This window comes from Actinocrispum wychmicini (genome assembly GCF_004345645.1).
Lineage (GTDB): Bacteria > Actinomycetota > Actinomycetes > Mycobacteriales > Pseudonocardiaceae > Kibdelosporangium > Kibdelosporangium wychmicini.
On record NZ_SLWS01000020.1, the window covers coordinates 24,510 to 50,107 of the forward strand.

General features: G+C 62.2%; 16 protein-coding genes, 2 tRNA genes and 2 pseudogenes. 8 read left to right on the forward strand and 12 right to left on the reverse strand.

Translation table 11 applies throughout. The features are described 5' to 3' along the window. Window positions 1-32: 32 nt before the first annotated feature. Window positions 33-2,243: a GNAT family N-acetyltransferase gene (locus EV192_RS50865; RefSeq protein WP_132126043.1), complete on the reverse strand. Its 2,211-nt coding sequence runs from the start codon at window positions 2,241-2,243 to the stop codon at window positions 33-35. Window positions 2,244-2,283: 40 nt separating this feature from the next. After that, complete coding sequence (locus EV192_RS50870) at window positions 2,284-2,985, reverse strand: GOLPH3/VPS74 family protein (RefSeq protein WP_165961026.1); 702 nt, start codon at window positions 2,983-2,985, stop codon at window positions 2,284-2,286. Window positions 2,986-3,519: 534 nt separating this feature from the next. Between EV192_RS50870 and EV192_RS50875 the strand changes: the two genes are divergently transcribed. Further along, window positions 3,520-3,723, forward strand: coding sequence for a hypothetical protein (locus EV192_RS50875; protein ID WP_132126045.1), 204 nt, complete (start codon window positions 3,520-3,522; stop codon window positions 3,721-3,723). 46 nt (window positions 3,724-3,769) lie between these two features. Continuing rightward, window positions 3,770-5,728: an SDR family oxidoreductase gene (locus EV192_RS50880; RefSeq protein WP_132126046.1), complete on the forward strand. Its 1,959-nt coding sequence runs from the start codon at window positions 3,770-3,772 to the stop codon at window positions 5,726-5,728. On the opposite strand, the gene EV192_RS50885 is transcribed toward EV192_RS50880, so the two are convergent. Both EV192_RS50885 and EV192_RS50890 read right to left on the reverse strand, forming a co-directional pair. Next, window positions 5,700-6,179 (reverse strand): L-2-amino-thiazoline-4-carboxylic acid hydrolase, encoded by a 480-nt coding sequence (locus EV192_RS50885; protein WP_243727607.1) that lies wholly within the window; start codon window positions 6,177-6,179, stop codon window positions 5,700-5,702. The genes EV192_RS50880 and EV192_RS50885 overlap by 29 nt on opposite strands. 77 nt (window positions 6,180-6,256) lie before the next feature. Continuing rightward, window positions 6,257-7,750 (reverse strand): helicase HerA-like domain-containing protein, encoded by a 1,494-nt coding sequence (locus EV192_RS50890; protein ID WP_132126047.1) that lies wholly within the window; start codon window positions 7,748-7,750, stop codon window positions 6,257-6,259. Between the two features lie 97 nt (window positions 7,751-7,847). On the opposite strand from EV192_RS50890, the gene orn reads away from it, so the two are divergent. From orn to EV192_RS50905, 3 genes are all read left to right on the forward strand, one after another. Next, window positions 7,848-8,453, forward strand: a complete 606-nt coding sequence (gene orn / locus EV192_RS50895; RefSeq protein WP_132126048.1) for an oligoribonuclease — start codon at window positions 7,848-7,850, stop codon at window positions 8,451-8,453. Window positions 8,454-8,512: 59 nt separating this feature from the next. Further along, window positions 8,513-8,585: transfer RNA gene (locus EV192_RS50900), tRNA-His, on the forward strand. A 281-nt stretch (window positions 8,586-8,866) separates the two neighbouring features. Beyond that, the gene (locus tag EV192_RS50905) at window positions 8,867-9,400 is read left to right on the forward strand and encodes a DUF1697 domain-containing protein (RefSeq protein ID WP_132126049.1); all 534 of its coding nucleotides are present in this window, start codon (window positions 8,867-8,869) and stop codon (window positions 9,398-9,400) included. A 29-nt stretch (window positions 9,401-9,429) separates the two neighbouring features. Here the strand turns inward: EV192_RS50905 and EV192_RS50910 are convergent, their stop codons facing one another. Beyond that, on the reverse strand, window positions 9,430-10,647 hold the full coding sequence (locus tag EV192_RS50910; RefSeq protein ID WP_207926941.1) for a L,D-transpeptidase: 1,218 nt from the start codon (window positions 10,645-10,647) through the stop codon (window positions 9,430-9,432). A gap of 193 nt (window positions 10,648-10,840) precedes the next feature. On the opposite strand from EV192_RS50910, the gene EV192_RS50915 reads away from it, so the two are divergent. After that, a tRNA-Lys gene (locus EV192_RS50915) sits at window positions 10,841-10,913 on the forward strand. Between the two features lie 217 nt (window positions 10,914-11,130). Here EV192_RS50915 and EV192_RS56585 read toward each other — a convergent pair. Continuing rightward, window positions 11,131-12,192 (reverse strand): integrase core domain-containing protein, encoded by a 1,062-nt coding sequence (locus EV192_RS56585; protein ID WP_132126050.1) that lies wholly within the window; start codon window positions 12,190-12,192, stop codon window positions 11,131-11,133. Between the two features lie 634 nt (window positions 12,193-12,826). On the opposite strand from EV192_RS56585, the gene EV192_RS55200 reads away from it, so the two are divergent. After that, complete coding sequence (locus tag EV192_RS55200; protein ID WP_207926943.1) at window positions 12,827-13,375, forward strand: integrase core domain-containing protein; 549 nt, start codon at window positions 12,827-12,829, stop codon at window positions 13,373-13,375. 3,475 nt (window positions 13,376-16,850) lie between these two features. Continuing rightward, a pseudogene (locus EV192_RS57620) lies at window positions 16,851-17,687 on the forward strand (IS701 family transposase); the annotation flags it as partial. A gap of 476 nt (window positions 17,688-18,163) precedes the next feature. On the opposite strand, the gene EV192_RS50935 reads toward EV192_RS57620, so the two are convergent. The 6 genes and pseudogenes from EV192_RS50935 to EV192_RS50955 form a co-directional block, all read right to left on the reverse strand. Further along, a complete protein-coding gene (locus tag EV192_RS50935) occupies window positions 18,164-19,261 on the reverse strand; it encodes an IS630 family transposase (protein WP_243727608.1) in 1,098 nt (365 codons plus the stop codon). A gap of 87 nt (window positions 19,262-19,348) precedes the next feature. Continuing rightward, window positions 19,349-20,092, reverse strand: a complete 744-nt coding sequence (locus tag EV192_RS50940) for an HAD family hydrolase (protein ID WP_132126052.1) — start codon at window positions 20,090-20,092, stop codon at window positions 19,349-19,351. A 5-nt stretch (window positions 20,093-20,097) separates the two neighbouring features. After that, window positions 20,098-20,631, reverse strand: a complete 534-nt coding sequence (locus EV192_RS50945) for a DUF4916 domain-containing protein (protein WP_132126053.1) — start codon at window positions 20,629-20,631, stop codon at window positions 20,098-20,100. 136 nt (window positions 20,632-20,767) lie between these two features. Beyond that, entirely contained in the window at window positions 20,768-23,032 is a 2,265-nt protein-coding gene (locus tag EV192_RS56590; protein WP_243727609.1) for an ATP-binding protein, read from the reverse strand. A 999-nt stretch (window positions 23,033-24,031) separates the two neighbouring features. Then, window positions 24,032-24,613: pseudogene (locus tag EV192_RS57625) on the reverse strand (trypsin-like serine peptidase); the annotation flags it as partial. A 42-nt stretch (window positions 24,614-24,655) separates the two neighbouring features. Further along, window positions 24,656-24,997 (reverse strand): trypco2 family protein, encoded by a 342-nt coding sequence (locus tag EV192_RS50955; protein WP_132126055.1) that lies wholly within the window; start codon window positions 24,995-24,997, stop codon window positions 24,656-24,658. Window positions 24,998-25,598: the final 601 nt, after the last annotated feature.

Below are 25,598 nucleotides of genomic sequence, written 5' to 3' on the forward strand. Positions count from 1 at the left end.
ACGGGTGGCGGCCCCGGCCGCCACCCGGTCTCCTAGAGTCCTCTGTGGACTGAGGCCGGCCGCCACATCGGGTACAGCTTCGGGCCGTCGTCCGGCAGCACGATCGGGTTCCCGGTCGGCTGGAAGCCCAGGTGGACGTACAGCGCCAGGTTCCGCCGGTTGGTGGCCTCCAGGTACGCGGGCACCGCCGCGGCGTCCAGCTCCCTGAGCCGGTGCTGGACCAGCGCCGACCCGATCCCCCTGTTCTGCTCCGGCGGGAGCACGGCGACGAACGCCAGGTAGTGGTGCGGCATGGTCGGATGGGCCGCGTCCATGGCCTGGTGCAAGGCGAAGAACCGGTCCGTGTACGGGCCGCAGATCGCCCGCAGGCGCTGGGCGAAGTCCCGTGGCTCCGAGTTCGGCGGCCCGTAGACCGCCGGGTACCACAACGCGGTGCCGGCGAGCTCGCCACCGGCGTACACCTCGCCGGCGCCGCTCAGCGCGTGCTCCACCGCCATCGCCCAGTACTGCGGGTAGATCCGGCGGCGGTCCGCCACGTTCGGCACCAGCCAGTCGGCGATATCGCCGGTGATGAACGCCTCGCTCAGCACGGTGCTCACCGGGCCGACCGGGTGGTCGCCGCCCACCAGGAAGATCTCGTGCCGGACCGGGGACGCCCCCAGGCCGGGGCTGGTCACCTGGGCCGGCAGCACGTTGGTTCCGGACGACGGGCCGGCCGTGATCGCCAGTGGCTCCTGGGACGCGCGCCCGATCACACTGTTGGCGCCGAGGCCGATGGCGGCGTAGACCTTGGGGCGCTTGCTCCGCAGGAACAACCCCCACAGGATGCCGACCACCCCGGCGACCGCGAACGACGCCGGCAGCATCCACACCGCCGGATGATCCGACGGCAGGCCGAGCAACGTCGAGTACTGGTTGAGGGTCAGCCACAACACGACCACCAGCAGCAATGCCGCGATCGCCGGCGCGACAGCCCGGTGCCACACGTTCTCCCCCGCGATCTTGCGTGCCGCGAAGTACCCGATGACCGACACCGACGTGACCGCCATCAGGATCAGCACACCCAGTCCGCCGTACGTGGTGACGACGAAGAACAAGTCGCCCAACGGGTCCAGCTTGAACGCGGCGAACAGGATCAGCACCACCAACGCCACCGCGGTCTGCACCAGCGAACCCACGTACGGCGCCCCGGTCCGGCGGCTGGTCGCGCCAAGGCCGGACGGCAGCACGTGTTCCCGGCCGAGCGCGAACAGGTACCGCGCGACCGTGTTGTGGAAGCTCACCAGGGCGGCGAACAGGCTGGTCACGATGAGGATCCGGCCGATGTCCACGATCCACGCGCCGAGGAACCCGGAGTTGATGTTGAAGATCAGGTCGGTCGACTGGGTGGTCGCCGCGTCGACGATGTTGCCCGGCCCGGTGAACACAGTCAGCGCCCATGACGACACCGCGTACAGCACACCGACGAACGCCACGGCTATGTACGTCGCTTGAGCCACCGTACGTTTCGGGTCACGGGTCTCCTCCGCGTACACCGCGCCACCCTCGAAGCCGACAAAGCCCGTCACAGCGGTCACGAGCAGCGCGCCCCCGCCCGCCGCGAACAGATGCGACGGGGACAACGCCGCGAAGCTGACCGTGCCGTTCGCCGGGTGGGTCAGCTCGGTCGCGTCGAACACCAGCATGATCAGGCACTCCGCGGTGAGCAGGACCGCGAGCACCCGGCTGTTGAAGTCGATCCGCAGCACGCCGAGGATCGCGACGATCAGCCAGCCGCCCAGCCCCAGCACCCACCACTGCACGTTCCAGCCGAACCACGTCTTCAGGTGCGTCGCCAGGATCCCGCCGAACCCGCCGTACAGGCCGATCTGCATGGCGTTGTACGCCACGATGGCCACGAACGACGCGCCCACGCCGAACACCCGCCCGAGGCCCTGGGCCACGTAGGTGTAGAAGGCCCCCGCGTTGGTGATGTGCCGGGACATCGCCACGTAACCGACGGCGAAGACGCCCAGCACGACCGCGATCGCCGCGTACGCGACCGGGATGCCGATCGTCTTGGTCTGCGCGAACGTGACCACGGCGCCACTGCCGATCACGGTCAGCGGCGCCGCCGCGGACACGATGAAGAACACGACCGCGGACACCCCGAGCCGGTTCCTCGCCAGCGCGCGGGACACACGGCTGGGCCTGGCCGGCGGCGGGGCCGGTCGGGTCTGAAGTCCTAAACTGTTCTCGGACAACGGACTTCGCTCCTTCTGCTGAGCGGCGGACGGGCAGGGGTCATCTCCGGCGGCCGAGGACGGCGTCCCCCACGGCCGCCTCGGTCTGCTTGGCGAGTTCGAGCAAGGGCGACGGCAGGGCCCGCCGCAGTTCGTCCAACTGGGACCGCGCGCGATGCGGTCCGTGGTACCAGAGCAGGGCGCTGAGCAGGCCTGTCGCCTGCGCGAGCGCGGCGAGCGTGACGTCCTGCATCAACCTGTGGTCCTGGCTGATCCGGGCACCGCCCAGACCCGGATGCGGACGGGCCAGCAGGTCGTGCAGCCTGACCTCGGGGATGAGGGCGCGTTCGGCGTTGACCGCCCGGTACTGCACGGCCGGGCCGCCCCACCACTTGCGGTGCTTCACCTGGGCGAGCTGGCCGGCCACGTGCAACCGGCTGCCGACCTTGTCGCGGGCGTCGTGCGAGACGTACTCCAGCCACACCCGGATGGTGTGCGGCGGCTCCATGACTATGTCGCGCAACAGGCTCGCCGCGAGTTCGTCGCGCGGCGGGGTCGGGTCGAACACCACGACCTGGCCCTCGGTGATCTCCACCCGCCGGTCGAGCACGAGCTCGGCGAGCAGCGCGCCGGCCAGGCCGAGGTCGATCCCGGTGCCGTGCAGCCGCGGCAGGATCGTGTCGGCGTCGTGGTTGTGCGCCACCAGGAAGAACTCGTCGGCCAGCCGCAGCCGGGTCGGCGCGCCCTGCGCCCTACCGGTCACGGATCCGCCCCGAGGCACTCACCGGCACCAACGGAGATGCGATAGTTGCATAGTCAACTGTCGACACCGTCGGCAGGGGAGGGTCAAGGTCGTGTCTCGCCGTCCCCGTTCGATGAGAGCCGGGATCGAGGTGGTTCCTGGCGTCGCCGCAGGAGCGCCCCAATACCTTGGTTGTATTCGGGCGCTTCGGCGGTGGCGCCAGGAACCACCTCGGCCCGGCTATCGCGGACGGGGACGTCGAGACACGGCCTGGCACGCGGAACAGGATGCCACCAAGAATCCGCGCGTTACACGATCGATGGTCGCTCGTCACCCGTTCGGTGCAATCTGGTCAGTTTCGGTATATCAAAACGTGTCCCCGATCGGGTAAGCCGCCGGGTAAGCTCTACCAGTTCAAGATCGACATTGGCACCGAACGGGTCTGGTACCGAAAGTGCGAAAAACCTTCGCGGACGCGTCATGGCGTCGGACGACAGGCGTCTCCACAACGGCGATGGGAACCGTTGGCCAGACAACCGGGGAGGTTGGACAGAGGTGAACGCCCGCAAGGAATGGTCCGTCAGCTGCCGAGACATCGCTGGCAGGCGACGAGACCTGACGGTGTTCGTCAGCAGTGGCCGCGTCGTGTTGGTGTCCCCGCCCGGCGAGACGGCAGTGCTGTCTCCGTTGGACGTGGGCCGGCTGCGCGCGGCGCTCCGAGACGCCGTGGTGGATGCCTCGGCGATCCCGGAGGGATAAAACTACTCATCAGTAGGTATGGTGGGTCCGTACCGAGGAGGTGCGGATGGCCAGCTACTTCGTCACTGGTGGAACTGGTTTTCTCGGGCGCAGGCTGATCACTCGGCTGCTCGCGCGCCCGGACTGCGACGCCGTGTACGTGCTCGTCCGATCGACAGACCGCTTCGCTTCGGCGGCCCGTGAGTGGGACTCGCCACGGGTCACCGCCGTCGTCGGGGACCTCACCGCCCCCGGGTTGGGCATCGGTGGATTCACCGATCCCATCGACCACGTTGTCCATCTGGGTGCGATCTACGACCTCACGGCACCGCTCGACGTCAACCGAGCGGTGAACGTGACCGGGACCGGGCACGTCATCGCGTTCGCCGCGGCCGTGCGCGCGAAATGCCTGCACCACGTGTCGTCGGTGGCGGTCGCGGGAGACCACCGCGGCCGCTTCACCGAGGACGACTTCGACCTCGGCCAGCACCTGCCCTCGCCCTACCACGCGACGAAGTTCGAAGCCGAGAAGCTGGTCCGTAGCCAGGATCTGGTGCCGTGGCGGGTGTACCGGCCGTCGGCCGTGGTCGGCGACTCGCGGACCGGCGAGATGGACAAGATCGACGGCCCGTACTACTTCCTGCCGGCCATCACCCGCCTCGCCCGGCTCCCCGCCCGGCTGCCGCTGGTCGTCCCCGACATCGGCTCGACCAACATCGTGCCCGTCGACCATGTCGTCGACGTGATCGACGCCTTGATGCACACCACCACCGCGCGGACCACGTTCCACATCGGATCGCCCCGCAACCAGCGGCTGACCGAGGTCTACAACGCCTTCGCCAAACCGGCCGGCGCCCCCACGATCGTCGCCAGCCCACGCGCACGCGGACTGATGCGAAGCGGTCGCGGTGCCACCCGGCTCGCGGCCCGGCTGGTGGACCGGCTCCCCGGCGGTCGGGAGGCCCGGTCGGCGGTCCTGGTCGAACTCGGGATCCCGCCGGAGGTCATGCCGCACATGGCGCTGGCGCCGAAGTTCGACAGCTCCGCGACTCTGGCGCTGCACGGCATCACAGTGCCGTCGCTGTCGGCGTACGCGCCGCGACTGCTGCGGTACTGGTCGGAACACCTTGACCCGTACCGCGTCCGGCGCCGAGTCGACCGGGCGGACCCGTTGGCGGGCAGGCGGATCCTCATCACCGGCGCGTCGTCCGGGATCGGGCGGGCGACCGCGATCGCCGTGGCCCGGCGCGGTTCGCAGGTGCTGTTGGTGGCGCGCCGGGCGGACGAACTGAACGCCGTGCGGGACGAGATCACCGCGTTCGGCGGCTCGGCCTCGGTGTACCCGTGCGACCTGACCGACAGCGTCGCGGTCGACTCGTTGGTGAAACAGGTCCTGGTCGACCACGAAGCCGTGGACATGCTGGTGAACAACGCCGGCCGGTCCATCAGGCGCTCGGTCTTCCTGTCCGTGGACCGGTTCCACGACTACGAGCGGACCATGGCGTTGAACTACTTCGCGCCGCTGCGGCTGACCCTCGGGCTGCTGCCGCAGATGCGCGCCCGCCGGTTCGGGCACGTGGTGAACGTGACCACGATGGGGCTGCAGAGCGACACCCCGCGGTTCTCCGCGTACCTCGCGTCGAAGGCCGCGCTTGAGGAGTTCGGCCGGGTGGCCGGCCGGGAACTGCTGGCCGACGGGGTCACGTTCACGTCCGTGCGGATGCCGTTGGTGCGTACCCCGATGATCGAATCAACCAAGGTCTACCAGGGCATGGCGCCGATCTCGCCGGACGACGCCGCCCGGATGGTCGTCGACTCCCTCGTGCGCCGGCCCGAGGTGACCAGCCGGCCGGCCGGGATCCTGTTGGAGCTGGCCAGGATCATCGCGCCGCGCAGCTCGCGCCGGGGCGCGAACCTGGCGTACCGGATGATGGCGGAGTCGGCCCCGGAAGCCCGGAGCCGACCCCAACCTCCACTCGCGACGGTCGCCGCCACCCTCACCCGGCTGGTGTGGCGGAAGCTGTGACCCTGTTGAAGTGGAACGGGCAGACCGGGCCGCCCGTGCCGATCGTGGTGGCCCGGTCGAACCGGAACCCGTGCCGGTCCGGGTCGATCGCCTCGATCCAGTTGCCGTCGAACGCGCACATCACCGGGGCCAGCTCCGGCGACCCGTTGCCGGCGAGCACCTCGTGGTACAGGCATCGGTGCACGTCCTGATGGAACCGCGTGCCGTCGTCGACCGCGTGCTCGAAGGTGAACCCGGCGCCGAAGAAGTGTTCCTCCCGGGCTTTCGCCAGGTCCACCATGGCCTGGTACGGGTCTTCGGCGTAGTCCAGCATCGCGGTGGTCGCGTCCCGCACCATCTCGGCGAGCGGCTCGGTGAACGCCGCCCGCACCAGGTCCAAGGACCCCAGCAGCTGATAGGCCGCCAGCAACGCGAGCGTCATGCGCACGTTGTGCCGGGCGGGTTCGTCCACGACCAGATGGCTGTTCCTGGTCAGCAGTTCCTCGTGCCTTCAGGCGCCTGATTTCCGATATTGGCGCTTTCAGCCTATCAGCGCCGCTTCTTGGCCGTCCCGAACAGACCACGGGTGATCTCCCGGCCGAGGGCGCTGGCCGCGGACCGCAGGAACGACTTCACCGGCGCGCTGGCGAGCACCTTCTCCAGGCCGCCCGGCTCCTGCTTCTCCGGTTTCGGTGCCTCTGGCTCGGGTGCCGGTTCGACCACCTTGGCGGTGAGCTTCTCGTAGGCCGACTCCCGGTCGATCGTCTCGGCGTACTTCCCGTGCAGGTCACTGCTGTTCGCGGCGTCGCGGATCGCGTCCATGCCGATGGTCCCCATCAGCGACCGCGGGGCGCGTAGCCGTGTCCACGCGACAGGTGTGGGCGCACCGCGTTCACTGAGGACCGTGACGATGGCCTCACCGATCCCCAACGTGGTCAACGCCTTGCCCAGGTCGTAGTGCGGGGTGGTCGGGTACGTCTTCACGGTCTGGGACAACGCCTTCTGGTCCTCCGGCGTGAAGGCGCGCAAAGCGTGCTGGACGCGGGCGCCGAGCTGGGACAGGACGGCGTTGGGGATGTCGGTCGGCAGCTGGGTGCAGAAGAACACGCCGACACCCTTCGACCGGATCAGCTTGACCGTCTGCTCGATCTGGCCAAGGAACGCCTTGGACGCGTCCTTGAACAGCAGGTGGGCCTCGTCCAGGACGAACACCAGCTTCGGGGCGTCCAGGTCACCGGCCTCGGGCAGCTCGTGGAACAACTCGGCCAGCAGCCACATCAGGAACGTGGAGAACAACGCCGGCCGGCTCTGCAGATCAGCCACCTCCAGCAGGGTGACCTGGCCGGTCCGCATCAGGTCGGCGACCTCCAACTCGGGCTCGCCGAAGAACTCGTCACCGCCCTGCGCCTCCAGATTGGACAGTGCGCGCAGGATCACCCCGGCCGTGGCCGCCGACACACCACCGAGCGACCTGAGGTCCTCCTTGCCCTCGTCGCTGGTCAGGTGCGTGATGACGGCCCGCAGGTCCTTCGTGTCCAGCAGGGCGAGACCACGCGCGTCCGCCCAATGGAAGATCAGGCCCAGAGTCGACTCCTGCGTGTCGTTCAGGCCCAGGACCTTGGCCAGCAGAATCGGGCCGAAACTCGTCACAGTCGCCCGCACCGGCACACCAGGCCCACCGGTCCCCAACGACAACGACCGCACCGGGAACGCCGTCGGCTGCCAGTCATCGCCCGTCTCGGCCGCCCTCGTCGCCGTCCGGTCACTGGGCTCACCAGCCCTCGCCAAACCGGACAGGTCACCCTTGATGTCCGCGAGCAGCACAGGCACCCCCGCGGCGGACAACTGCTCGGCGATCAACTGCAGCGTCTTCGTCTTCCCGGTGCCGGTCGCGCCGGCGATCAAACCGTGCCGGTTCAACGTGGCCAACGGCAACCTGACCAGGGCGGTGGCGTCGACCTGGCCGTCGACGACAACCGCACCCAACTCCACGGCCCGACCTGAGGTCGCATAGCCAGCGGCGATCTCCTGCGCGGCGTTCACCGGCGCCTCCCTCGATGTCTAGGGAGGAACGTAGATCCAAGACACGCAGTCCGCAGCTCGAAGCCTCCCCACCAGTGGTCGGGATAGGCTGGTTCAGGTGAATGCGCATCTGGTGTGGATCGACTGCGAGATGACCGGCCTTGACCTGGTGACCGACGCGTTGATCGAGATCGCCGCCCTGGTGACCGACGCGGAGCTGAACGTCCTGGGTGAAGGCGTGGACGTCGTGATCCACGCCGACGACGATGTGCTCGCCCGCATGCCCGAGGTCGTCCGCGAGATGCACGCCCGGTCCGGCCTCACCGAAGAGGTCCGCAAGTCGACAGTCACCGTCGCCGAAGCCGAGCGGATGGTCCTCGACTACGTGCGCGAACACGTACCGGAAGCCCGCACGGCACCCCTGGCCGGCAACTCCATCGCCACCGACCGAGGCTTCATCGCCCGAGACATGCAGGACCTGGACAACCACCTCCACTACCGCATGGTGGACGTCTCCTCCATCAAGGAACTCTGTCGCCGCTGGTACCCCCGCATCTACTACGCCCAGCCCGGCAAAGGCCTCGCCCACCGTGCCCTCGCCGACATCCGCGAATCGATCAAAGAGCTCGAGTACTACCGAAGCACCGCCTTCGTCCCCCAACCCGGCCCCACCAGCGAAGAAGCCAGAGCAGCCGCCGAACGAGTGCTCAACGCCGACATCTGACCCGAATTTCAGCTGCCCCCAGCGGCACGGTACGATACTGTCGCTTCGCACGAAGCATGGTGGGTGTAGCTCAGCTGGTAGAGCACCTGGTTGTGGTCCAGGAAGTCGCGGGTTCAAGTCCCGTCACTCACCCGCAGATCAGAGGCCCTTTCCTCCGCTCAGGAGGCGAGGGCCTCTGCATGTCTGGGGTCCGGCTCAACAGGCGTCCCTCGCGCGGGCAGGTCGGCCGGCCGATCACGTCGCGCTGGAGACCGCCGCCGACTCGGCGAACCCTGACCGTGTCAGCCACCGCCCTGCTCACTCCACGCACTCCGCGTCTGGCCCAATGGGGATTTTGGGTGCATTCCAAGGAGCCGTGGAAAATGCGGCAGCGTCGACGATCTTGAATAGCGTGGACATGGTAAAATCGGTGTATGAAATATGTCGTCCTCCTCAGAGGCGTCAATGTCGGCGGCAACAGCAAGGTCAGCATGGCCGACCTCAAAGCAGCGCTGAAGAAGGACGGCTTCAACGAAGTACAGACCTATATCAATTCCGGCAACGTGATACTGACAAGCCCCCTGCCAACCAGCAAGGTGAACGACGCGGTTGGCGAAGTCATCGAGAAGACGTTCGGCTTCAAAGTGGACGCCATCACGCTGACGAAAACAGCCTTCAGGAAGATCGCTGACGCCCTGCCGGACAACTGGACCCACGGCAAGTCGATGGGCTGCAATGTGCTGTTCCTGTGGCAGGACATTGACAGCCCGGACGTGATAGAGCGGCTTCCCGCCAAGCCAGGCATCGATACCGTGAAGTACGTCCCGGGTGCGGTACTGTGGGCCTTTGATGGTTCGAATGTGAACAGAACCGGCATCGCCAAACTCACCGACCCTGGCCTCACCCAGAAAATGACAATACGAAACTGCAATACAGTGAGAAAGATTGTCGCCCTGTTTGACGCTTGAGCTGTCAAAAGCGTTACGTCGTGGGCGTCTTACTTCTTGCCGCCTTTTGTCCATTCGTCCCAGGGGATTTGCCAGTCGCCCAGGCCGTCCCAGGACTGGAGGGCCGGGCCCCCGCTGTTCTGGACTACGAAGATGTCGCCTTTCAGGCCTATGTCCTGCATCCATTTCGCGTTGTCCGTGGACATGTTGATGCAGCCGTGGCTCACGTTGCTGGCGCCTTGCTGGCGCACTGACCAGGGGGCCGAGTGGTAGAAGATGCCGCTGTTGGACAGCCGGCTGGCGAAGGCGATCTTCGTCCGGTATCCGCCCGGTGAGTCGGCGGGGACACCGTACGTGCCGGAGTCCATGGTGTAGTCCTGCTGCTCGGTCATGACCACGTACGTGCCGTTCGGCGTCTCGTGGCCCTTCTTGCCCATGGAGATCGGGACCGTCTTGAGCAGCTGGTCGTCCTTGGTGACCGTCATCTGGTGGGTCTGCCCGTCGGCGACCGCGACCAGCTTCGGACCGATGGTGATGTTCGCCTTCCGGTCCTCCTTGCCGAACGAGCCCGGGCCGAGCTGCTTGCCGTAGATGGCCGCGTTGACCGTGATCTTGGTACCGGACTTCCAGTACTCCCGGGGCCGCCAGTGCACCTCGTTGTCCCGGAACCAGTAGAACGAGCCCTGCACCGACGGCTGGGTGGTGACCGAGATCGCCTTCTCCGCCGCGGCCTTGTCCCCCACGTTCGACGAGAAGTAGAACACCAGCGGCTGCCCGACCCCCACCGACTGCCCGTCGGTCGGGCTCATCGACACAGTGATCTGCTTGCCCGGCTTGATCGTGGTGAACGTCGACGAAGCCGTCGCCGGCTTGCCGTCCGCCCCCTGCCCAGTGGCATTGACCGTGTACGTCTTGCTGTACCCCAACGGTTCCGACGACTCCCACTTCGTGCCGTCGGCCGACAACGTGCCATTGATCGGCTTACCGTCCTGGTTGGCCACCTTCACGTCGGTGACCTTGCCGTCGGTCGCCGTGACCGTCACCGGCTCACCCGGCGCGACATCCCCCGCCTTGTCGATCGGCGTGAGCGTCAACCCAACCGCCTTGGCCTGCGGACCAACCGGAGCCCCGCTGCTGCTGCCGCCCGGCGCGCTGCTCGAACTACTGGACGCAGACCGAGCCTGATCCGCCGCCGGCGTGCCGGACGAGCAGGCCGCCGTGAGCATCGCCAAACCCGCGGCAAGGGCCGCAACCGACCGTCGAACCATGACCCCACCTAATACGTTGCCACTGCTGCCGCGCACTCCAGTCCCACCCCAGCGTGCCGCGCGGACCCCACCGACGGGCCCACACCCCGGATTCTGCCCGCCAGCTGCGGGACTCAATCACCCGGGGGGCTGATTTTTAACCGCTGGCCGCCCCATGCTAGGGTTTACCACGTTCGCAAGGGAGACCAAGCGAGCGCCGCTAGCTCAACTGGCAGAGCAGCTGGCTCTTAACCAGCGGGTTCGGGGTTCGAGTCCCTGGCGGCGCACCCCTCAACCGCAGGTCAACATCCATGTTGACCTGCGGTTTTGTAGTTTCCGAACAATTCATTCCGGCCGTTTGACTGTCCATTGTGGTCTCCTGCTGGCCCGAGGGAAGCCCGAGAGGACGCGACGACGCCCGAGGGATGATCATCGCCGTCTTCTCCGCCTGTACCGTGCCAAAAGTCCACATGTGGGCGGTGGCCAGGTGTTTCGCCGGTCAGGTCAAGCGGCTCGCCGATATTCGTTGATCACGCCGCCGAGCACCTTTCGGCGTCTGATAGGAGCGTCCAGTGGGATGACGCTCGCCGGGTCATGGTTCGGTGGCCGCTGATCAAGGCCCTGGTGTGGCCGGTGGTCATTGAAATGCCGGACGTACTCTCCCAAGACAGCGGCGGCGTGCCGCTCGTTGTAGATCAGCATCCGGTCGGTGCACTCCGACCGGACGCTGCGTACGAACCGCTCGGCATAACAGTTCGCTCGAGGTGTCCGCGGCGGAATCTTCACGACCTCGATCCCTTCGTCGAGGAACACGGCGTCGAACCCGGCGGTGAACTTTGTGTCCCTGTCCCGGATGAGGAACCGGAAAGAGCCGATCCGTTCTGCGAGGTCCATTGCCAGGTTGCGGGCCTGCTGGATGACCCACGATGCGGTCGGGTGCGCGGTGACACCGAGGAGGTGTACTCGGCGTGTGCGGACTTCCATCACGAACAGCACGTAGAGCCGACGCAGGCCGATGGTGTCGAGGTGGAAGAAGTCCACCGCGAGCAGGCCCCGCGCCTGATTGCGCAGAAAGGTCCGCCACGTCGTGTCCGCACCCCGCGGAGCCGGCCCCAGGCGGCTACGGCTCAGGATCCGGCGGATCGTGCCGGCACCCACTCGGTGACCCAGCCGGGCGAGCTCGCCCTGGATACGACGATGTCCCCATCGAGGATTCTGCCGCGCTATAAACACAACCAGGGAGCGGATCTCCTCGGCTATCGGCGGACGCCCAGTCCGACGTGGGTATGTCCACTTCTTCCGGACCAGACGCCGATGCCAGGCCAGCAGCGTGGCCGGGGTGACGATCCGGTGCGCACGCAGTTGGCGCGGTAGCAGCCTGAAGAGCGCCGACAAGACCGCGCGATCCGGCCACGTGAGACGCAGTCTGTTGCTCTGGCGGCGCAGTACGGCCACCTCGTGCCGCAGCACCACTACCTCGGCGATCAGCATGGTCCTGCTGCCAGCGAGCAACGTCAGCCAGCCGAGCATCCGAACTGTGATCAGGTACAAGAAACGGAACGCCACAGGCGATGATCATGCCGGGCGCCGGAGCTGACGAAACACCTGGTCACAGCCTCAGCGACGAGTTCTGGCACGGTACAAGGTCACCGTCGAGTCGTTGTTGCATGATCCTTACTCGTGATCATGAGACTGGTCTACCTGCTGATGATGCGCGTGTTCGGCTGGCTCGTGTTGTGGGTACGGTCAGATGCCGCGAAGGATGCGGAGATCTTGGTGCTGCGACATCAGGTCGCGGTGTTACGTCGGCAGGTGGAGCGACCACGATTGAGCTGGGCTGATTGTGCGGTGCTGGCCGCATTGGTCCGGTTGATACCGGACTGGCGGCGGCTGCGGTTGATCGTTTCACCACGTACCATCCTGCGGTGGCATGCGCGGTTGGTACGACGCCACTGGACCTACCAGCGTCCGCCCGGGCGGCCACCAACGGCAGCGACGATCCGTCGGCTGGCGCTGGAGATGGCCAGGGACAACCCGTTGTGGGGTTACCGGCGTATCCATGGCGAACTTGTTGGCTTGGGGCACCGGATGGCGGCGTCCACGGTGTGGTCGATCCTGAAGGACGCGGGACTGGATCCAGCGCCTCGTCGGTCGGGACCGACGTGGAAGCAATTCCTGACGGCGCAAGCGAAAGGGGGTTATGGCGGTCGACTTCTTTCACGTCGACACGGTGTTGCTGCGCCGGTTGTACGTGTTGTTCTTTGTCGAGCATGGCCGTCGTCGTGTGCACGTGGCTGGGGTGACGGCCCATCCGACGGCGGCATGGGTGGTGCAGCAGGCCCGCAACCTGCTGATGGATCTGGATGATCGGGCCGAGAGCCTGCGGTTTCTGATCCGGGATCGCGACACCAAGTTTACCGCCGCGTTCGATGCGGTGTTCACCGCGGCAGGTATGGATGTGTTGCGGACGCCGGTGCGGGCACCTCGAGCGAACGCGATCGCGGAACGCTGGGTGGGCAGTGTGCGCCGGGAGTGCCTGGATCGGATGCTGATCGTGAACCGGCATCACCTCGAAAGGGTGTTGGCTGACTATGTTGATCATTTCAACGTGCATCGGCCACACCGGACGCTGAACCAGCGGCCACCTCACGACGACGCCATCCATGTCCCACCGTTCGGCGCAGCCATGCACGTCCAACGGCACGATCGGCTCGGTGGACTGATCCACGAATATCAGCACGTCGCGTGATGTGACGCCATTTCCGGCACCGACAGGGCACTGTGAGTGATGACACTGGACGCTGTGAGTCCACATGAGACAGAGGCGCGCTCGGGGCGGAAGTTGTCGCCGGAGCAGGCCGCCGCGCGGCGGCAAGCCACGCAAGGACGACATCCCCGTCATGGTGATCAACCCGTCCTGCGAGCAACTTGCCCTCGTCCCAGAGGCCTCTGGTGGCTGGCGCAACGCCACGTTGGAGGGGTTCGCCGCGCTCGGATTCGTCCAACCCACCCGCGATTTTCCTCCCACGATCACCGAGGCGGAGGCAGAGATTTCCGAGGAATACCTGATTGTCACCGTGACCGGTTACCTGCCGGACATGCCCGACCAGGAGTGGGCGATCAAAGCCGCCCGAACACGTACTCGACCAAGTCCGGCGGCTCAACGGCCTCGCCGTCTCGTTCGTGACCAAATCCCTGCCCACGCTGCTGGCTCCAGACGATCTCCCCGCCGCGTTTAGCGACGCGACGAGGCCCGCATCGGCTGGGTGCCACTGATGCCGGTATGAACGCCCCCAGCACTACTCGGGTGCAGCAGACGCTGGCCGAGACCTTGCTGGTACAGACTGACGCCAATCACGGCTTGCTCAACGAAGAGTAGTTTTCACTCGTACCTCATTCTTGCAAATACACATATTTGTTTTCTAACTCCAAGACAGCAGCCTGTCCTTCTAAGTCATGGATAGCCTCCACACCACCTCCCTTGTCGCAGCAAGTGCCCGTGCCATAGCCAATTAGGTCTGCGATACTGATCGCGCAGTGCTCCAAAGCCTGTCCAGCAAAAGTGGGTCGACAAGGCCCATGGCTTGCGACGCGTCCCTAAAAGACATCGAGTTCCCCAAGACTGCCTCGCTATATGTTCCGTCCCCGATCGTACCAAGTTTATCGTCGTACGTCATGGTGGTCGACCGATTTCCCATTAGCAAGGTTGCCGCGCTCTCAGTGCCTGCAACCTTGCTCTTGCCGAAAATTCGGAATGCGATGCCATGCGGCCCTTGTACTTCCAAGTCGTCCGAAACACTACATAGCACTACACCGCCACTATTAACACGGAGACGCCCAAGCCTGCTGCCTATCACGATGGCACCCTCAATACTTGACCCCGGGTCGCGAATCTCAGATCCAATGATCACTGAGCCATGGACTCGCACGCCTGGCGCTATCTTGCTATCTCTAACAAAGGACTCGCCCTCTGACAATGATTCTGGCAGGCCGAGAAAGGCTCGAACGACACGTCCTTGTTCGTTGGGAGCGAAGACATCGCCGAAGGTATTGCGGAGTGACAAATGGTTTCCGGCGTCCAGCCAGTAAGGTTCACCAAAATCCATCACGGCCACTCGTAGTTCGCGCCCGAGTTCTTGTTGGAGCCGACGTTTCATAGACTGGACTGCGCTAAAGAATCTCGGAACCGCTGAGCCCAAACTTGCAAAGCCAGTTCCGCCGAAACGAGCTTCGGCTCGGCCAATAGCTTCCCAAGAATCTATATCTGCGCACTGCAACGCCATCCAAAAATACGGATCCCAGTTGACAGCTGAACTGCTATCGTTAAGTTCGCCTTGAAAGCTCTCACAGGCCGCTCTTAGGAGTCGATGCGAGGCCGCTAGACTTCCCAAGTTAACATAGGTGGCAGTATCTGAGTACGCCGAGGCAGAGAGCTCACGCAAGAGCGATGACATGGGCTGACGCGGAAGATCTCTAATCACGAAACCTGTGCGACTGTCAACCAACAACCATTCCTTTTGGTTAGCAAGTGATATTGTAGGGTCCGTACGCCAAGCAAATCTAACAGCATCAACATCAGCGTATTGATCCGGCGCTGCAACCAATTCCGAACTCGGAATCAGCACCTCGTCACCCCACCGGACGATCAGTCCTTCAAACCCGCCCTGACGTAGACATTGTATCCAAGGAGCAGTCGACCGTATGGCGGCTTCACCAACACTAAGGCCCGCAGGAGAGGAATCTGCATCGGGAAGCGGAAACGCAGACTTCATGTTACCTAGCGCCTGCGTAAATGGACTCAGCCTGGTTCCGGCGCCGACCAGCATAACTATCTGCTCGAGCCTAGTGAGGCCAGATGACACAAGCTCTCTACCGGCGAAGACCTGATCATAAGCCTGTAGAGTCCCAAGGAAGTTACCCTTGCTGCCGCGTTCAGCGAGGACTCGCGGAAAGGTCTCTCCGGGACGATTTTCACTAGTCTCGCCCAGCCGACTTCTCCAAAACGCCGCCTGCTTGTCGTCGCCAGTCACAATAATAGCGCGCGTCGCGGAACTCTTGTCCGCACGAGCGACGCTCGCATTTCCTTGATGGAACAACGACATAGCTAGATTCGCCCTTCCGATGCTAGGAGTGAGTCGAGCACTTCGTCAGAGCCAGCGTTAACCCAGTCCCCGCGCGACCATTTGTAGTCACAATTTCTTCCATAGCGGTACCAATTCGCATCCTCCTCGCGTATGTAGACGATCCAATGACCTCCACATTGCGGGCACAACGCAGCCAGCACGTGCTTATCGGAACGTCCATTTGAGTGAAGCAAGGTAAGCTCACCTGGACTAAGTTGCATCAGTACAGAGGACACAATCGCTTGCTCGATACGGAAGAATGTGCGCAGAAAGTCCAGGTCCGCTGTCGAAGGTTTGAGGTTCTGCACCCACCGGACGTCCCCGTCCTCTTTCTCTGAGCGTGTCCAGCGGCCGAGGTCGCGCTCCCAATCAAGTTCCCGCGTGATCCCCTCGTCAGGATCTGTTGGTACCGGTACCCTGAAATCAGTCAACCTACTATCCCTCATTCGCATCGCTCAGATTTAGGTGCACACGTGCTTGACGTGGAACTATACCCCCCACTGTACTGCCCTGGGAGGTTGGGAACGCGACTGGTGGGGAGCCGGTCGCTGAGCACGGTGTGACCTCGGTGGCGATAGTAGGCGCCGCTACTGAGGTAATGGCACGCGGCGTTAGGTCTCAGACTGGTGGCAGTGGGAGGAGATCTTCTCCCTTGTTAAGAGTCAAGCCGTAGCCAGTTCGCGTGGGGGAGTTGGCCTGTCAAAGGCTTCGATGGGGTTGTAACTGTGATCGGCAGTTGAGGCGGCGATTGCGAGCTGCCCAACGAAGCGTGGAACTAGGGCTGCTGGCGGTCGCCCAGGCCCGCCAGCGTTGGTAGTGGTCATGAGGTTGTCCTGGCAGCGCGATGGTTGGAGGCTCAAGACAATGCTGGCGAGCCGCGAGGGCGTCGACGGCCGGCTGTCTGCCCACTCGGCGCAAAGCTGTGATGATCTTGACGTGTGTCAGCCTCGGCCCGGCCTCCGATGTAGGCGCTGCGGCGAAGCTCTTGCGAGCTTCGAGGCTGACCAGGTGGCTGTAGTGCCTTTGGCGAACGCCCGGCATGAAGCTGCCGGTCAGGCGCCATCACGCGGGGACGTCGCTGTCCTTAACGCAGCGCCTGAACTGTTCGTGCCAGAGTCCTGGGATGAGGAGAAAGCCGTGGATGAGTGGTCCGCAGCCGGATTCGGCGTCGGCGACCTCGTATTGCGATCCCGCATGAGGCGCGGCATCGGGAGAAGTGGCGGCCCTGGCCCTGGCCCTGGCCCTGGACATGCTCGTCGAGGTCACCACCGAATGGGGCCTACCGCACAGGCCGGTGGTGGCCGACGCCAGCTATGGCGACGCCACCGAGTTCCGGCTCGGCCTGACCGACGGCCTGGCCTCTGTGCTGGCGGGGTCCCCGACCAAGACCGCCCACCCGGCTCATGCCGTGCCGGTGACACCGGCCTGTCGCGGCAATGGCCGCCCGCCACAGCCTCGCCACCCCTACAAGCCCATCGACCTGCAAACCCTGGTCATGGACGCGGGCAAGGCGCAGGGCCGGTTCGTGGTGTGGCGGCACGGATCGAAGCACCTCCCGGGCAACCCAACCGCGAGGATGCGGTCACAGTTTCTGGATCTGCGGGTGCGTCCGGCCAACCGCAACATCCCCCCGTGACACCGATGGGAGCCTGCCCGACTGCTGGTTGCTGGCCGAGTGGCCACCCGACCAACCCGAGCCGACCGACTACTGGCTGTCCACCCTGCCCGCCGGGATCACGCTGCGACACCTGGTACGGCTGGCCAAGATGCGGTGGCGCATCGAGCAAGATTACCGCGAATTCAAAGACGGGTCTGGGCCTGGATCACTTCGAAGGCCGCAGCTGGCTGGGCTGGCACCGGCACGTCACCCTCGCCGCAGTGGCACAGGCGATCTGCACCCAACTCCGCCGCACCCTAAAAGTCCCTGCGCACGCCTGACGCTCTACGCGGTCCTGCGCGACCTTCAGGCCTTACTCGCGGTCTGGACAGGTGTCTGCCACACCTGTCGACAACCTGTCCAAACCGCAACCAAGCACGCAACAACCCCAGATCAACACCATCTAATGAAGCACTACTACCTATCAGGCACCAATAAGCACCTGCCCATTCAAGCATCTTGCCGTTGCGGAATCACCCGTCGCCGACGTCACTGCCGACATTCGCCACGAAGGATGCGGTCGACTCGATGCGCCTTGCCGTTAATCCACGGCCGGTACGGGCGAGTATGGCGGGCGATAATTGTAGTGGTAGTGTCAAATGATCGTCCTCCCACTGCGCTCGACGCTGCGACTGAGGGGCCACAGTCCATGAGCAGCTGGTCGAGCACCACCGATTCACCAGTAACTGCCAGCGGATCAAGCTGGTCGCGGGTCAGCAGAGCACACGTGAGCAAGGCTCGATTGACTAGTGGCTCATCACGCAACCTTGGCCGGGTAATGGGTCCAGGTGCGGATGGGTGAGTCGGTGGCGAAGCTGGTCTTGGGTCGGGCATGAGCGTTGCGCCATCGGATGTAGGCGGCGATCGCGGCATTCTGCTCGTCGTGGGTGCGGTGGTCGGTGCCGTTGAGGGCGAAGTACCGCAGCGCGGCGAACTCAGCTTCGATCCAGTTCAGCCAGGACCCATAGGTCGGCAGGAACACTAATTCGACCTGGTTGCCAGCGGCCCAGGCGGTGACGGTGGGATGCCGATGTGGGGAGAAGTTGTCGCAGACCACGTACAACTTCTCGCCGGGCCACCGGTCCCGCAGCGCCTGGAGTAGTCCCAGGAACTCGCGATGCCGCTTGCGGGCCCGGATGCGATAGAACATCTTGCCGGTCGTCAGATCCAGCGCGGCCAGCATGTGCATCACGCCGCCGGTGCGGTTGTAGGTTGCCCGTAATCGGCGTGGCGAGGACATCGGCCGCCAGGCTTTTCCTTTGCGGGGCTGGAGGTTGAGCGGGCCGAACTCGTCCACGCAGACCACCCGGCCATCCGTCGGTGGATGGTCGTAGAGGTCGAGGATCCGGTGCATCTTGGCGATGAAGTCCGGGTCGGTGGAGGTCTTCCAGGTCGTGGAGGTCTGCCAGGACACCTTCCCATCGCGCAGGATCCGCCGCACGGTCTCGATCGAGATCGGCACCATCGACAACCTGCCCACCAGATGATCTCGTAGTTTCGCCAGCGACCAGGTGCTGAACGCGGTGATGCCCCAATCGGCGGGGGACGTCCGGGCGATCAGGCAGATCTGCTCCCGCAGATACTCACCGATCTTCCGCGGTCGACCCCCGCTCCATTTTGGGTCCAAAGCATCGAACCCCCGCTCGTTGAACGCGTGGATCACATCCCGCACGTAATCCGCGCTGACCCGCAACAAGCCGGTGATGTCCCCGACCGCCTGGCCCTGGCCGGACATCAGCACCACGATCGCCCGGCGCAACTTGACCGGGTCCTTGGCCGTGCGGGTGATCCGCTGCAGCTTGCGGCCCTCGTCCATCGACAACGACCGGACGAACACATCCGGACGACGAGCCATGACCACCTCCCACTCCACTGAGTGGGACCAGCCTGGCGGAGCCCTCCAAGAAGATCAATTACACGGTCAACGTTGCGTGTTGAGCCACTAGGCGGCTCCGGCCCATCGAAGGATATCGACTACTCCCGCCGTAGCGGGATACGGCGATACGTAATCGACGACCGCCTTTACTTCCCAGGTAGCGTTCGCCGGGCAGGCCGAGCGCCCGGCCAATCGCAGCATAGGTAGATCGTTCCAAGAGTCGCCGATTGCGAGCACGCCAGTCCAGTCCATCCCCCTGCGCTCAAGGATCACCTCTATCCCAAACGCCTTATCGACTCCGGCGGCGGTAATGTCCACGGCGGCGACGGAGCGGGTTAGATTTACTCCAGACAGACCCGCTGAGATCAACAATTCATAGAGCCGCTCTACCGTGTATGGCGACTCGGGATAGACGCTGTAACTGGCAATCTTCCCAAGTTCCTCACGATATCCAGCCGGAGGCAATAGGGATCGGATAGTTGTGACGTCCACTCGATCTGACAGAACTTCGTAATGATCTGTTTGCGGGTCATAGAGGACTGCGCCTGCCTCGCAAACAAACTCTGTCTTTGAGTCCAACAGGTGCAGCATCTGCGTGATCGCTTCTATATATGGGACCGGGCGCCCAGTGCAAATCGAAAACTCCAATGAAGACGCCTTGATCATCTTTGCAAGCTCCATCATCGCTGGAAGATCAAAAGGTGCTCCTTTACCCTCGACTATACAGCCTTCGTTATCACAAAATACAAGCACATCCACTCCTAAGAAGATCCCAGACCAAATGCCGCCTTCCAGCGACTTGTCATCCATCACGTTCAGCGACGCGAGCCCATGCACAATGGAGATGATCGGAACAGTTTCAGTGCATCATATACTACCGAACCTTGTCCGAATCCAAAGTCCTGGCCAGGCGGCGGTGAATCAATTTCAAACGTTTGGAATCCATAAGCCTCTCCTTGAGGAATGATCGTACCACAAACTTCACCAGCATATGTTATAGAGACAGCGTTCTTCCGAGGGTCATGAAGCGCCCCCCTTGTCAATTCCCTGAAGTACTGGTAAACACCCACGAGCACCAAGGTCTCTTCCCTCAACTCGGCATTCTCACCAAGAGTGGCTTGGACATGGCGCTCGAGAGCCTCGTGCAGATGTTCATCGATTAACACACGACCTCCAATCAGATTTAGCCCGCGACGGCCACCAGGTATGTCCCTTAGAATGAGTCCAAACTTCTGGCCACCGTCCACAATCGGAAGCAGGTCAACACACAATATCGGCACTCGAGACGATACGAACTGATACTCTTCGTCCGACAACCACGCATCGCCGGCATTCATATACTCGCGCATCTTTTCCCTCCGTGATATTTGCGCAAAAGCCCGCTCGCATCGAGAGGATGCTAGTGCAGGAATACAGCGCTACATATAGGACGTCTTCAAATGCCCGCAAATCACTCGATAGACTCTGTGTCGCTGGCCTGACCTACTACAGTTCCTTCAGTTCCACCTCCAGTTGAAGAGCTTGAACCATACGCCGTCGTCGCCCGTACTCTATTTTCCTCACGAGACTGACGGCCTCAGCGAGGCCTCTGGTGATACCAGGTCTAACGGACTCCCTTTCAGACCCAGTCATCGTTTGCCAAAACGCTAGATGACAGGCTGTACGTTGCAAGAGGATGTCCGTGTACAGCAAATCCATCTGTCCTCTCTCAGCCTCGAAAGTAGCATTGTCAAGATCTTGTAAAGCTCTTCCGTAATCGTCTGATCTGCGCCGTACACGATAGAAGTGGGCCCTCTCAAGCAAGCCTCGCACGAGATAATCCGAGTAACCTGCCGCCTGCAGTTGGATAATGGAGTCATCCAGGATGGCGTTGGCATCCGCAATTAAAGCGGGAGTCGCGACACTGCCCTCAACGAGCGAGCGGCGGCCTGCTCCAACGACAAGGAGTTTAATAGCACTAGACAAAAGCGAGGAATCCTCGCCATTCGTTCCCCAATTCGCGTCAGTTGCCTCTTCAGCCAAAAGCTCGCTAGCATGACCGGTCTCAATCAAGTAATAACCATATCTGTACAAACCCTGAGAATAAAGAAATGACGGACGCGCGTCGGCGATTAACCGCGCCTCTTCAAAGAGTGTATGCGTCTGACTGACGTTGCCAAGCATGAAGTGCACCTCAGCCAGTGCACCTCTGGAATGCATTCTGAAGTAAGGATCAGCGCCTCGCGATGAATATTCAATTGCCGCTCGTCCCGCGGTCATCGCCGAATCGTCTTCATCGTTAGCCGCTACAAGTTTACCTGCAATTACCAGGAGTTCACAGCGCTGTGCAGCCGCATAGGCTGCGTCTTCAAGCTCCTCCTGTCCAGCGTCTGTAGAACTAATTTCCCGAACCACTGCTCCAAAACAATCGCGTGCATCAAGTAGTCGACCCAACTGCCGAAGGCGCACACCAGCATTAGTCAAGACCAGCACTCGTGATCGCGCTCCGAGCCGTCGGTCCTGAATTTCGTTCCAATGCCGGTCTCGAAAGTAGTTGGACAAAGCCACCAGGTCCGACCCGGTCATTCCAAGTCGCCTTGTTGAGAAACTGGTCCTTCGCCCTCTCCATATCCGTGGCTCGAGAACCGAATCAAAGACATCTTGGTGTAATCCAGCGGCGCATCCGTGGGTGACGGCCGCATACAGTGAATTCATGTCTTGAGAGTTCGATGGCTGGTACGGCGCCTGATTTCGATAGTAGTGATATAAAGCTGTGTTTCCCTTATTCCACGCACGATTCCCCGACTTCTGCAACTGATCGCGAAAATGTTCCCTCACGAGTGGATGCGCGTCAAGCGTACCCGGCCAATCAGGAATAGGGCCGTTAAGAAGCCCCATCCCCCTAAGAGCGGCAACCGAACGGTTCCACTCATCGCTCCCGACGCCAAGCAAGCTTGTGCCTGAATTGAGCGTTGCAGTAGCCAAGACCGCTGCCATCGCGTCCGGCGTTGCCGGACGATCAAAGAGTCCCACTATGTGCAGCAACGCCAGATCATCACGTCGGTCTCCTCGTTCGAGCCAGGTGACATACGAATCCATGACCCGCCGCGCATGGCCGCCTTCATGTGCGTCAATTGTAAGTTGCCTCAAATCAAAACGGCCTGTAATATCACCATCATGGACTTCGCGCAGATAGTTACCCAATAGTGTGATGGCAAGAGCATGGCCGTCAACCTGACGAACTGCTGGTTGCAATTGCGCGAAAGACGCCCTCGGTTTGCGAAGCAAACTCCTAAGCAGTGCTGCCCCAGCCTCATCGTCTAGGTTTTCCAACTTAACTTCAGTGACTGTCGGTTTCTGGCCGCCTCGGTCGTATTCAAACCGACGGAGATCGGTTAACGGGACGCGAGTTGTCACGACGCAGAGACCCATCCAATCTGGCCTGGCAAGCTGCTGGAGCATGGCGCGCATTGAATCGTCCGTCAGCTGCCCACCCACATGTGGCGAGTTAATCGGATGTTGCAGAGGCTCCAGTCCATCAAGGATAAGTAACGTCTTATGACGTTTAACAAGCGACGCCAGTCGAATCCCCTTCTCAGTCGGACTTCTAATGTAGGACGATTCATCACCTAGCCAGCTAAGTGCGAAGTTGACAAATGGGTCAGCGGAAACAAGGTTTTCTCGAGTACCTTGGCTATAAAATGACCACGCTAGAACCTTCGTGGCGCCACGATAGTCCGCATCGCGCATTTCCTCGAGGAATGTATTCACCAACGCAGACTTTCCGGTCCCTCCGTATGCAACTACGGGTACAATGCGAGTGTGCTTCGAGCCCCACGCTTGCCTCAGGTTAGCAAGTTGTTCGTCGCGTCCAACGAGACTTTTTGTCGTCATCGGAAGCCCACGATTAAAGACATTTTCTTGGGAGAGGCTCTTACTCGCCATCGCAAGCGTGCCCTCATAGCTGTAGGGGCGTTGGTGATCCCGGCCATGCGTATCGAACGTCCTGATTTCTGATATAGTCGACAATTCCTCGTAAGCGTCTTGCGCCTGCGCTGGCGTTCCCGCGACTAGAAGCCGTGGATACTCGCACTGGTCCGAGAAAGGCCGAAGACGGGTCTGCGTAAGGACATTCCAAATGTCATGCCACGGCCTACTTGACTCTTTCGATCTGAGATCAACAGCGACCAGTGGAGACTTATGATAGCTGGGCCTAGACTGACATTGCCAGAACACTTTCCCAACCAATTCGAGATTTCGTCCGGCGTCATACACAGTTCGGGCGCGTGCCCTGGCAAGACATGCTAGAAGTGCTTTGCTTCGATGAGCCCCGGGCTCGCCAACGAGCCAAAACACGAGAAGCCTATCCGGGCTTTCCTTCTGCTGTTTCGCATCAAGCCACCTGTCGAATGTCTTTCCCAAGGTGATGAATTCTGTCTGAAGACCCTGCAAGCGCCCTTGTCGCAACGTGTTTACATTGACAACTTCTCCGAGTCGTATGCTCGCTAGCTCTGTATCACCACGCGCTGATAACCCAATTGAGAAGTCGTCAGGTGTCCACACGTGTAGGCCTAGTTGTCTGAATTCATCCTCCCATTCGGCGGAGAGATCGGGCGCGTCGGCGAGCTGTAGCAGGTGCGTGATCGTTTGAGCTCCTTGTTCCTTGCTAGCGGCTATGGTGTCCACAGGGCGAACAATGAGTGAGGCATTCCCTTGCCTAAGGTTGTGTTCTACCACAACACCAATTGCAAAGCCGCGATGGAAAACCAAAGCACCTGATATTCCCCGCCACAGGGACGAATCATTCACCTCCCCGATTCCGTCGTCGACCCGCACTGTCTCTAGCTGCGGATCCAGCATTACTAAACGTGGAGGGATGGCTCCGAAATCATCCGTTGTACGTATGCGCCCACGTATGTGAGCGACGTTTCGAACATGGTTTCGCGGATCTGTCTGCCACGATGGATAGCCAATGGCATCACAAGGTGAAAGTATAGTAGCGTATCTCCGGTCCACGTTGGCAAACGGTACTGGCGACACCTCTGAGATGCCCCCTTTATCTAGCTCTAGGAGTGCAATGTCAAGCCGTTGCGAAATCGCGGGATGAGTATCGTGAACGGCAATGGTTGCAGACACACGAGCGCCGTCGCTTAGTCTTCGTATAGATATTTCTCGGGTTGATGATCCAGATCGGTTTTGGCGGTAAATGCAATGCGCTGCGGTGAGCACCAGACGGCCACCAACCAGGTACCCCGAACCGAAAATATACGTTCCATCTTCTAGCCTAGATGTCACCGCGACAACACGATTCACAGGAATCGGAGCGGCGACCGACATTCCTATAGCTGACATTGTCACAAAAGCTTAGGCTATCACCCTACCTTTGCTACCAGCTTAGTCCCGGTCCTGCGCCTGGGTCGCTGAATCAAGCTGCGGTTCATTTTGAGCCTGGTCGGCGACAATTAAATCTACCGGATCTTCTCTGAAGTTTTGTTGTATCGGCTGCAGTTGTAGCTTCAAGGTCTGAGTCGTAGCAGATTCAAGTCTTGCGCCCGCCTGGAGCACCCCCCAGCCAATTTTTCCGCCCCCAATCTTTGTCACAACAACCTGAAGTGTCAGTTCAATGGGGTTAACGCGAAACCCAATGCCTTGCCCGTCTCCCCGCGCGTACGCCTCATACAGTTCTAGTCGGAGCGCATCTATTGCATCGGCCAAGCCCGCCACAGCGTCGTCCATAGCCTCGACCCCTCGAAGATCCTTTGACTGGAGTCGACCAGTATAAGCCTTGCAGAGGGGGACGAGAAGGTAAGCGCATCTGAGTTTGCCGGTTGACCCGCTGTTCGTTACAGCGGCGCGCACTCCGCTGCAGGCTCAACTACCCCCTTTGACCTTGGCCTTTCTGTCGAGGTTTGATCAAGTGGGGTTACTGTTGGGTTGTCCGGCTCGGGCCTAAAGATCTTGCTGGTACTGCGTCAACTGGAGGGGCCGCCGCTGATTTGCGGGCGGGCCGCGGCCAGGATCTTCAGAGCGGAGCTTGCCCAGGGGCACGAACGCACATCGGTTCTAACGAAAGCTGCTTCACAGATGTCAGAGCTTCTGGCAAAACGCGATCAGGCTGTCCACCGTCGGCGAGTCACCGAACGCAAATCGTTGGCCTGCAGGTCTGGCTCGTATGTTTGCTAACCGATTCGATTACGAGCAGGATTTCCAAGGGAAGTATAGCGAGGTGTCCGAATAGGTACGGCACCCCAGAATATAAGCGGACGTGGGGAAGCTTGCGGCCTCGGCGGACAAGATGCAGCCGAGCTCGGCTAGGCGTAGAGCTGGTACGCGGGCA